Source organism: Candidatus Chloroploca asiatica (assembly GCF_002532075.1).
Classification (GTDB): Bacteria; Chloroflexota; Chloroflexia; order Chloroflexales; family Chloroflexaceae; genus Chloroploca; species Chloroploca asiatica.
The window spans coordinates 1-10,100 of sequence record NZ_LYXE01000049.1; the positions used below are offsets into that span (position 1 = coordinate 1).

8 protein-coding genes and 1 tRNA gene are annotated in these 10,100 nt (G+C 58.7%); 2 read left to right on the top strand and 7 right to left on the bottom strand.

What is annotated here, in order from left to right:
• Positions 1–217: 217 nt before the first annotated feature.
• Together A9Q02_RS04390 and ilvD are read right to left on the bottom strand one after the other, a co-directional pair.
• Entirely contained in the window at positions 218–1,639 is a 1,422-nt protein-coding gene (locus A9Q02_RS04390) for a pyridoxal phosphate-dependent decarboxylase family protein (protein ID WP_097651147.1), read from the bottom strand.
• A 300-nt stretch (positions 1,640–1,939) separates the two neighbouring features.
• Positions 1,940–3,616, bottom strand: coding sequence for a dihydroxy-acid dehydratase (ilvD, locus tag A9Q02_RS04395; protein ID WP_097651148.1), 1,677 nt, complete (start codon positions 3,614–3,616; stop codon positions 1,940–1,942).
• A 600-nt stretch (positions 3,617–4,216) separates the two neighbouring features.
• On the opposite strand from ilvD, the gene A9Q02_RS04400 reads away from it, so the two are divergent.
• A complete protein-coding gene (locus tag A9Q02_RS04400) occupies positions 4,217–5,212 on the top strand; it encodes a type I restriction-modification system subunit M N-terminal domain-containing protein (RefSeq protein ID WP_216361441.1) in 996 nt (331 codons plus the stop codon).
• Here A9Q02_RS04400 and A9Q02_RS04405 read toward each other — a convergent pair.
• The 5 genes from A9Q02_RS04405 to A9Q02_RS04420 all read right to left on the bottom strand — a co-directional run bounded on the left by A9Q02_RS04405 (position 5,145) and on the right by A9Q02_RS04420 (position 9,913).
• Positions 5,145–5,621 carry an AAA family ATPase gene (locus A9Q02_RS04405; protein ID WP_097651149.1) on the bottom strand — a complete coding sequence of 159 codons (477 nt, stop codon included), beginning with the start codon at positions 5,619–5,621 and terminating at the stop codon, positions 5,145–5,147. The genes A9Q02_RS04400 and A9Q02_RS04405 overlap by 68 nt on opposite strands.
• Before the next feature lie 187 nt (positions 5,622–5,808).
• Positions 5,809–6,312, bottom strand: a complete 504-nt coding sequence (locus tag A9Q02_RS04410; protein ID WP_097651150.1) for an effector-associated domain 2-containing protein — start codon at positions 6,310–6,312, stop codon at positions 5,809–5,811.
• A gap of 123 nt (positions 6,313–6,435) precedes the next feature.
• Positions 6,436–7,878 carry a right-handed parallel beta-helix repeat-containing protein gene (locus tag A9Q02_RS04415; protein ID WP_097651151.1) on the bottom strand — a complete coding sequence of 481 codons (1,443 nt, stop codon included), beginning with the start codon at positions 7,876–7,878 and terminating at the stop codon, positions 6,436–6,438.
• 282 nt (positions 7,879–8,160) lie between these two features.
• A complete protein-coding gene (locus tag A9Q02_RS24110) occupies positions 8,161–8,319 on the bottom strand; it encodes a hypothetical protein (RefSeq protein ID WP_172450628.1) in 159 nt (52 codons plus the stop codon).
• A 319-nt stretch (positions 8,320–8,638) separates the two neighbouring features.
• Positions 8,639–9,913 carry a glycosyltransferase family 4 protein gene (locus A9Q02_RS04420; RefSeq protein WP_097651152.1) on the bottom strand — a complete coding sequence of 425 codons (1,275 nt, stop codon included), beginning with the start codon at positions 9,911–9,913 and terminating at the stop codon, positions 8,639–8,641.
• Positions 9,914–9,989: 76 nt separating this feature from the next.
• Here A9Q02_RS04420 and A9Q02_RS04425 point away from each other — a divergent pair.
• Positions 9,990–10,064, top strand: a tRNA-Lys gene (locus A9Q02_RS04425).
• Positions 10,065–10,100: the final 36 nt, after the last annotated feature.

A 10,100-nucleotide genomic window follows, 5' to 3' on the forward strand; every position in this document is an offset into this window, starting at 1 on the left:
GGAAGGGGCCAACCTGAGAGTCAGCACAGACAAGCGCATCGAAGAGGCCACACCCCACCCATGTTCTCTTCGGAGGACGAGACTGGGGCGGCAGTCTCTGAAGCCCAGGTGCTTTAGAGACTGCTGAAAAAGTGATCTGAGTACACTAGATGTAGTATTTAGCGACAGTGTGAACACTATATCTAGTGGTGTCGCAGTACTTTTTCAGCAGTCTCCTTTAGCCCTGGGAGCCGTTCACTTCAGCACACATCGCCTGCCACAGGTGCGCCACATCTTCCTGAGTCGTCAGTTCGGCCCCGATGCTGATGCGCGCCATCCAGCGCCCATCCAGCACCGCCGGGGTCAGATAGGCTACCCCCGAGGCGTTGAGCCGCCCGATCCAGTCGAGCGTGTGGCGATCAAGGGCATCATCGGCCAGGCCAGGTGGCTCGTGCCGCACACAGACCGTCTGGAGATGCACCGGATTGAGGCGCACCCAGCCCTCGGTCGCGTCGATCTGCGCGGCAAGCCACTGCGCCAACGCAAGATCGCGCCGCAGCCGTTCGCGCAGGGCTGCGGCCCCCTCGAGCCGCAACAGGAACCAGAGCTTCAACGCACGGAAGCGTCGCCCGAGCGGCAAGCCCCAGTCGCGATAGTTGGTCACGATGCCATCGGCTGAGGTTTGCAAATAACTGGGATTCGTTGACATCACCTGGATCAGATGTTGCGGATCGCGCACATAGTAGAGCGAGCAGTCAAAGGCGACGCCCAGCCATTTGTGCGGATTGAGCACGAGGCTATCGGCCTGTTCGACGCCCTGCCACATCCAGCGGCACTCGGGCAAGATCATCGCCGAACCGGCCATCGCTGCGTCAACATGCAGCCAGAGACCGTACTCACGACAGATCGCAACCATCGCTTCGAGCGGGTCAACCGCAGTTGTTGCCGTCGAACCGATGGTTGCGACCACCGCACAGGGGCGCCGACCCTCGGCCAGATCACGCTGGATCGCCTCGACCAGCACCTCGGGGCGCAGCGCATGCGCAGCATCAGTCGCGATGGGCCGCAAGTTATCGCGCCCAAAGCCCGCCAGCAGCGCCGCCTTCTCCACCGAACTATGACTCTGGCCCGAGCAATAGACCGTCAGGGGCAACTCTTCGGCCTGCAGGCCACCCCGGGTCGCCCCGTGGCTCGTCATCCGTTCACGGGCGCAGATCAAGGCCACCAGCGTCGACGTACTGGCGGTATCCTGGATCACACCGCGCCACCCATCAGCGAGCCCGAGCAACCGACGCATCCACTCGGTCATCTGCTCTTCGAGCTCGGTCAGGGCCGGGCTCGACTGCCAATTGAGGCCCAACTGACCAAGACCCGTACTCACCATATCGCCAAGCACCGACGCAAGCGCCGCATTCGCCGGAAAATAGCCAAAGAACCGCGGATGCTGCCAATGAGAAAGACCGGGGAGAATGATCTGCTCGAGATCGGCGAGCACCGCCTCAAACGACTCAGGTTCCTCGGGTGGCTCCAGGGGCAACTGCGCACGGATCGCCCCTGGGGAGACATGCGACCAGACCGACAACTCGGGCAAGCGCTCACGGTAGTGCGCAATCCAATCAACGAGGGCATGCCCATAGGTACGAAAAGTTTCAGGTTTCATAGATGTTTGAGGGCTGACGCCCTTCCTTGTTCGAGGCATCCTGGAAGGGGTGCCGGGCGACACTATGCAAATACGCTCACGCGAAGGCGCGAAGGCGCGAAGGGTTCGCGCACCTACGCGAAAACCTGTGCGCCTTTCCGCCTTTGCGTCAAAAGAACCGCCTTCTTTGCAGCTCACGCGAAGGCGCGAAGGCGCGAAGGGTTCGCGCACCTACGCGAAAACCTGTGCGCCTTTCCGCCTTTGCGTCAAAAGAACCGCCTTCTTTGCAAGGTACTGGTACTAGCCCCGTCGCCGCTTCGATCACAAATCGGTCACTGCACCGAGGCTCGCCGACGAGACGAGGCGCGCATACTTGGCAAGCACACCGCGGGGGTAACGTGAGGCTGGTGGCTGCCAGGCCGCACGGCGACGGGCGAGCTCGTCGTCAGCAACATTGAGTTGCAGCAACAGCGTATCAGCATCAATCGTAATGCTGTCGCCCTCGTGGACAAGCGCAATCGTGCCACCGACAGCCGCCTCGGGGGCGACGTGGCCGACCACCAGGCCATAGGTGCCACCCGAAAAGCGCCCATCGGTAATCAGGCCAACCGCATCACCGAGGCCAGCCCCGATAATGGCCGAGGTCGGGGCAAGCATCTCGCGCATCCCCGGGCCGCCCTTGGGACCTTCATAACGAATCACCAGCACATCACCGGCGACAATCTTGCCGGCGAGGATCGCCTCCAGACACTCCTCTTCCGCATCAAAAACCCGGGCTGGCCCGGTGATCTGACGCTGCTTGATCCCCGTAATCTTGGCGACGCACCCCTCTTCCGCCAGATTGCCTCGCAGAATCGCCAGGTGGCCCTGCGCGTAGAGCGGCGCATCCCACGGACGAATGACATCCTGACCCTCAGGTGGTGCATCCGGCACGTCGGCGAGCGTCTCGGCAATGGTCTGACCCGTGATCGTCAGTGCATCGCCGTGCAACAAACCGGCCTTGAGCAACATCTTCATCACCTGCGGCACGCCGCCAACCTGGTGGAGATCGGTCGCCACATAGTGGCCCGACGGCTTGAGATCGCAGAGCACCGGCACCTTGGTGCGGATCGTCTCAAAATCATCAATCGTGAGGGGCACCTCGGCGGCATGGGCAATCGCCAGCAGATGCAAGACCGCATTAGTCGAACCACCCAGCGCCATCACGACCACAATCGCATTCTCGAAGGCCTCGCGGGTCAGAATCTGGCGCGCGGTACGGCCAGCCCGGATCGCTTCAACCAACACCTCGCCCGAGCGCGCGGCACTTTCGGCTTTCTCCGCATCCTCAGCAGCCATCGTCGAAGAGCCAGGCAGGCTCAAGCCGAGGGCCTCGATCGCCGAAGACATCGTATTGGCGGTGTACATCCCGCCACACGACCCCGCCCCTGGGCAAGCGCGGCGCTCGACTTCGAGCAACTCATTGGCATCAATCGTCCCGGCACTATACTGACCAACGGCCTCGAAGGCACTGACAATCGTCAAATCGCGGCCATCATGATGGCCGGGCTTGATCGTACCACCATAGACAAAAATGCTCGGCACATCGAGCCGGGCCAGCGCAAGCAGTGCCCCGGGCATATTCTTATCACAGCCACCGACCGCGAGGATCCCGTCCATCCGCTGGGCATTGACCACCGTCTCGATTGAATCGGCGATCACCTCACGGCTAACGAGCGAGAACTTCATCCCCTCGGTGCCCATCGAAATGCCGTCGCTGACCGTAATCGTGCCAAAGGTCTGAGGCATCCCACCAGCCGCCTTGATCGCCGCTGCCGCACGCTGCGCCAGTGGATCAAGTGCTGCATTGCACGGCGTCAGCGTACTATGCGCATTCGAAATACCCACAATCGGCTTCTGAAAATCCTCATCACCAAATCCCACCGCACGCAGCATTGCACGATTCGGCGAACGCTGCGGCCCTTCAGTAATCAGTTTACTCCGACGATTCTCGGCCATGTGTACGACTCCTTTCGGCACAAACAATTGCCTTATCATACCAGAAATCTGGCTTGCGGGGCAGCCCGGTCAGCACAGCTAGCCGCCATACGTTTCACAGAAGACGGTTTTTTGACGCCAAGGCGCAAAGGCGCAAAGATGTGGCTTTCGTTCGTACGTTGCTGGGAGCGCGGACGGCCCGCCCGCATCTGCGCAGGGCGGGCGCGTCGGCCGCGCTCCCGGGCCGCACAACTCTATACGTATTTGCAGAGAGTTGTACGAGTCGAGGCCGTTTACGGCCACGGCAGAAGATGCAATCGCCTCAGGCCAGCATATAGGGCGATTGCATCTTCCGTGTATGCACCCCACCAGGGCACCCGCAAGGGCACCCGCAAGGGCACCCGCAAGGGGTGCCCCTACACCGGGCCCGCCCCCCGGCCCTGTAGGGGCACCCCTTGCGGGTGCCCCACCCCGGTACGGGTACCCCTTGCGGGTGCCCCGTTGTATCCGGTTTCGTATGATGCAATCGCCCTATCTGCATCATCTGATGCAATCGCTCTACCATCTACCATCTACCATATGCTACAATTGTGCTTGGCACCGCACGAGATTTGGATCACTATGAGCGACCACCACTACTACGCCAACTTTATCTGGCAGATCGCCGACCTGCTGCGCGGCCCGTATCGTCCGCCACAGTATGAGCGGGTGATGCTGCCGCTAACGGTGTTGCGTCGCTTCGATTGTGTGCTTGCATCAACCAAGCCGCAAGTGCTGGCCGAGTATAAACGGCTGCAACAGGCATCTTCGCCCCTGACTGGAGAGGCTCTCGACGCACGCCTCAATAAGCTGGCCGGTCAGCGCTTTCATAATCACTCCGAGCTAGATTTCCAGCGGCTGAAGGGCGACCCCGATCACATTGGTCAGCACCTTCAAGCGTATATCAATGGCTTCTCGACCAATGTGCGCCAGATCTTCGAGCGCTTCGAGTTTACCGCTGAAATCGAGCGCATGGATGAGGCCCATATCCTCTATCTGATCATCGCAAAGTTCTGCGATGTCGATCTGCACCCAGATAAAGTTGACAATATCCAGATGGGGTTGCTCTTCGAGGATCTTATCCGGCGCTTCAATGAAGCGGCCAATGAGACGGCGGGCGACCACTTCACCCCGCGTGAGGTGATCCAGTTGATGGTCGATCTGCTCTTTGCTCCCGATGATGAAGTCCTGACACTGCCAGGCAAAGTGTTCAAGTTGCTTGACCCAACATGCGGCACGGGCGGCATGTTGTCTGAGGCACAGAACCACCTGCGCGAGATGCACCAGGAAAACAAATTGTGGGTGTTCGGGCAGGACTTTAACCCACGCTCGTATGCCATCGCCGCATCTGACCTTTTGATGAAGGGGAACGAGAATAGCGATATTCGCTATATGGTGCATTGCATACGCTGCGCCACGGCTTCAAGTGCTACGGGCGCACCTTGCGGATTGCCTTTTTCAAAGCCGCCCACGAACAGAACGCGGAACTGGCAGCGCGCTACGCCGCAAATCAGTGGAGCTGGGGAGGCTGGTGCGCCAGCAACAGGCCGAGGGCCGCATCAACCGGTGCTGCATTGACCAGATGGTAGTCGTCGAGGACGAGCACGACCGGCTGCGCGAGCGTAGCGAGTGCGTTGATCAGGTCCGTTACCGCGGCGGTAGGCGTTGGCGCCTGTGGCGCAAGCAGCGCAGCCAGCAACCCCGCCCCAAACTCCGGCACGACGGTCTGGAGCGCGGCGACAAGGTAGGCCAGGAAGCGGGTGGGCTCGTGATCGCTCGCGTCGAGTGTCAGCCAGGCGACCGGGCGCGCGCAACCGTCCAGCCACTGGCTGAGCAGCGTTGTCTTGCCAAAGCCGGCCGGGGCGGCAAGCAGGGTCAGATTGCGGTGCAGCCCGGCATTGAGCCGTGCGATCAGGTGGGGCCGCACCATCCCCCTTGGACGGGGCGGCGGTCGGTACAACTTTGTGGCGAGCAGCGTAGTGGGCATTGCTCTATTATAGTGCCAAGCCACGCTGTTTGGTAGCAGAGAACAGACCCCGCGAGACGAGCCATCGTGAGCGGGTGCATGGCTTTCCCGTCGTTCGCTCGCTCCGGCTCCGGGCTAAACGAGGCGCACTGTTACCCGCCTTCTTCACCACCACCGCAACCCTCAGCCTTGGCACGGGCACCAACATCTAGTACCAAGCAAGATTCGTTTTGCGTAGAAAAGCCTCAAGTGCTTGGAGTTGCTCAGTCCCGTCATCGAAAAAGCGTACCGCGTTGACAAGTAATTTCAGACCTTCTTTATAGTTCAGCACCGTACGAATGATGTTTACGACATCAACTTTTGCACTGTCATGCCTGCTGATGGCATTCGTAATGTGGCTGGGCAGTTGTTGCACGACAGCATCTCGTGAACTGCGCGTGCTCAGCGAGGGTAACGCGAGAAATCGTTCCGTTAATTGCTGAAATTGTTGCGTCGAAAGCGTTCCGTTTTCACGTGCAGCCGGTACGCTCCTTCCCGCTGAGCCTAACTTCATCTCGGTATCTTGAATATGTACCTTCAGATCATCAATTTCAATGGTGATATGGGGGGGTGCATAGATGCCAAACTGAGCGGCCTGAAGTTCTAGCACCTGAAGGCGCCGTCGGTATGTGCGGAGTAACTCCTCAAGGTGAACTCGATCGTCACTGCTCATAGCATCGTCTCCTCTGTAGTCGTAGGCACAACTTCACGTTGCTTGGTCGCCAGTTCTAATTCGAGCTCGCGTTGCTTCCGTGATGAAACAAGCTCGTTCTCGCTGAGATACAACACCTGTACGCTATTCACTATTGCCAATGCGCACGACATACTGCAAGCAATTACGCTCAATGTTCCAGTTACCCTGCTTGTTTTCGTACAGTGTGTTGTATTCAAACGTGCCACCACCGCCTTCTTTGATCCATATCCCATTCGATTTATTCTGGTAGATGCGGTTCTTGCGTAGGGTCGGACGAGCCCCGTTGGCGATGGCTACCGCTGGGTAGTTGTGGTTGTGGTTGAAGATATCGTTGTCTTCGAGCAACCCCTGGGCGTTGGCAGTGATGTGGACGCCGTTACTCTGATTATCGTGGATGCGGTTCTTGCGTAGGGTCGGACTCGCCCCGTTGTCGATAGATACCGCTGGGTCGTTGTTGTGGTTGAAGATATCGTTGTCTTCGAGCAACCCCTGGGCGTTGGTATCGATAACGACGCCGTTACTCTGATTATCGTGGATGCGGTTCTTGCGTAGGGTCGGACTCGCCCCGTTGGCGATATATACCGCTGGCTTGTTGTGGTTGAAGATATCGTTGTCTTCGAGCAACCCCTGGGCGTTGGTATCGATAACGACGCCGTTACTCTGATTATCGTGGATGCGGTTCTTGCGTAGGGTCGGACTCGCCCCGTTGGCGATATATACCGCTGGCTTGTTGTGGTTGTGGTTGAAGATATCGTTGTCTTCGAGCAACCCCTGGGCATTGGCAGTGATGTAGACGCCGGCACTCTGATTATCGTGGATGCGGTTCTTGCGTAGGGTCGGACTCGCCCCGTTGGCGATAGATACCGCTGGGTTGTTGCTGTGGTTGAAGATATCGTTGTCTTCGAGCAACCCCTGGGCGTTGGCAGTGATGTAGACGCCGTTACCCTGATTATCGTGGATGCGATTACGGCGGAGTCTTGGGTAGGCACTGCCTGTGATCAAGATCGACCCATTCCCGACCGAGCTAATGTCACAGTCTTCAACATCGAGCCGACCTTGGGAAATATGTATCGCCCAAGAGTCGCCTTGAATTTGGCGCAACGTCACATTTTTCACCAAGCCGCGCGCACAATTGAAGCGCACCACGCTCGCGTCATTGGCGCGAACCAGCACGTCGCCCGGCTCACCTTCACCAATTAATTCCACTGGTTTATCGATTACGAGTGCTTCGTCATAAACGCCAGGGCGGATCAAAATGCGGTCACCGGGGCTAGCCGCCGCAAGAGCAAGGGTGATAGTGAGGTGGTCGCCCCGGTGCAACTGATCAACGACCCACACGCGGTATTGCCCTACGGCGCTTTTCTCTGTTGACGCAACCTTCAGTCGCTGTTCCAACACCGCGATCTTGTTACTGAGATCGGCAATCTCATTGGTGATATGGGCAGGCGTCTCAATGCCAAATCGGGCAGCCTGGATTTCGAGCGTTTGCAGCCGGCGCTTATGCGCTACCAGCAACGCTTGCTCAGCGGAGCGATCGGTACTCATGATCCTCCTAAGTCACCGTTCGCTCGTCCGAGCATCGGTTTCGTATGTTATAAAAGCAGCATGGATCTGGCATCGAATTAACCCTGATGCTCTAATTACCTGTTATCGACCACATGGGTTGCTTAGCCGCCTCTGGGTAAAGGATTGAGCGCTTATTGGACACCCATTCAAACCTGCTTGGAAAAATACGAAACCCCTATAAAGACTAGTGAACGGTGAGTCCTAAAGGGTCGTATTAACGCATTCTGGTCGCTATTGTAGCACAGGTTATCCGGTGTTACCCTATCCGGTCGAGGTACTCGCACAGGTGAACAACCGCTCGGCTGCCTGCTCGACCATGACCGCTGCTGGTACTCGCTGTGCCGGGTCGAACGCCCGTTTCTTTGTTACGACGGCATACGCCAGCAGCAACAGCGTACGCGCTGCCGCACAGCGTGCCACCTTTTCCAGCTTTCCAGCCCTTCGCAAGCGCTCGTGTGGACATCGTGCTATTGGCGAAGTTGGCACCCCGGCCTATGTGACGCCAAGACGCCAGAGCGCAGATGTCCGGCTACATGCAAGCAGACCATCACTCCCGCCTTCTTCTTCGCGGTACGGCAAGCGGAGCTTGTGCGAGAAGCCATAGCCCTGCGCGGCCTTCCAGGTACGGATGCCCCCGCGCTGTCAAGGTTCTATGTAACGTGAGGCAATGCGCTAATTATCGTTGATCAAAAGCCATAGCGGGAGATGCATCAAACCTTCGCGCCGTTGCGCCGTTGCGTCAAACCAGCAACTCCCGATAGAGGTTCAGGGTTTTGCGGGCGACGACGGGCCAATCGAAGGTCGTACGCACAATACGAGCGCTCTCTTCGCCCCAGGCAGGCCACTGCTCGCGGCGGGCCAGCGCGAGGCGCAGCTTGGCGGCGAGATCCTCGACATCACCGGGGCGCACAAGATAGCCATTGCGCCCACTAAAGACCTTATCGGGAATACCGCCAGCGGCTGAAGCGATCATCGGCTTGCGATGGATCATGCCCTCGAGCGTCACGAGGCTACTGCCTTCATAGAGGGTCGGATGCACCACAAGATCGACCTCTTCATAGAGACTATGCAACTCAGCGTCATCAAGGCGCCCAACAAACGTAATCTGCTCAGCCAGGCCCAGCGTCGCGGCCTCATCGCGGAGGGCGGACTCTTCCTTGCCATTGCCAACGAGCAGCCAGCGCCAGGTTGGCGGCAACTCGTGGCGGAGTTGCGCAAGGGCGGCGAGCATCACATGGAAACCCTTATTACGTTCGAGGCGGCCCACACTCAGCAGCGTCAGGGCAGATTCAGCGAGGCCAAAGCGATGGCGAAGTTGGGAACGGAGGGCGGGGGAGACAAAGCCGAGGCACTCTTCCACATCAATCGCTGAAGGAATCACACTGACGCGGGACGGATCGACCCCAAGGTAGCGAGGGAGATCGTGGCGGGTACAGGCATCAGTCGCAATCGCGCGGTCAGCGCAGCGATGCCCATAGGCATAGAGGGAACGAAAGGGTGCATAGGCAAGCCATTTCCGCCAATCGGGCGTACGGAACTCCTCCATCCCGTGGGGATTCGCGACAAACGGCACCTGGCGTAACAAAGGATCGCGCTGGCGAATAAAGCCATAGCCAGTCGCACAGAGCCCCTGGCTATGCACGAGATCGACCTCATTGCGGCGCACGGCGGCTGCCGCGACACGACCAAGGTGCCAAGTATACCAAGGATAATTGAACTGGCGTCCAACGACCCCATTCGGGGGCAAAGCGGGGGAAGTATAGTCATAGCGAAGATAGACCACGCGGGCGAGGCCCTGCGTAATTGCCTGACTTGCCGCATCGGAGCCAGCGACGCGTTGGGGATCAGCCTCTTGCACAAAAAGCGTCACCGCCACACCGAGGCGGGTCAAATGGGTCACCAGATGAAAGACGTGGCGTTCGATGCCACCATAGCCATGGAGCGGAAAGACCACCCGAGCAAGCATAGCCACCCGCAGAGGGGCGTGATCATCATGGCGAAAAGAGGCATTCATAGGAGCCTATGATACCATAACCTCACGTGCATGAAATCCTTTGACGGTCATCGCAGTCTAGGGTATAATGATCAGCGGGCCGGTAGCTCAGCGGCAGAGCACCTGACTTTTAATCAGAGGGTCGTGGGTTCGATCCCCACCCGGCTCACCACCTTACCCGGTAAACAGTTGACTAAAAATAATAAAT

Coding starts and splice junctions, on each gene's coding strand:
- A9Q02_RS04390 (WP_097651147.1), bottom strand. CDS start 1,639: ATGAAACCTGAAACTTTTCGTACCTATGGGCATGCCCTCGTTGATTGG.
- ilvD (WP_097651148.1), bottom strand. CDS start 3,616: ATGGCCGAGAATCGTCGGAGTAAACTGATTACTGAAGGGCCGCAGCGT.
- A9Q02_RS04405 (WP_097651149.1), bottom strand. CDS start 5,621: ATGCCCACTACGCTGCTCGCCACAAAGTTGTACCGACCGCCGCCCCGT.
- A9Q02_RS04410 (WP_097651150.1), bottom strand. CDS start 6,312: ATGAGCAGTGACGATCGAGTTCACCTTGAGGAGTTACTCCGCACATAC.
- A9Q02_RS04415 (WP_097651151.1), bottom strand. CDS start 7,878: ATGAGTACCGATCGCTCCGCTGAGCAAGCGTTGCTGGTAGCGCATAAG.
- A9Q02_RS04420 (WP_097651152.1), bottom strand. CDS start 9,913: ATGAATGCCTCTTTTCGCCATGATGATCACGCCCCTCTGCGGGTGGCT.
- A9Q02_RS04400 (WP_216361441.1), top strand. CDS start 4,217: ATGAGCGACCACCACTACTACGCCAACTTTATCTGGCAGATCGCCGAC.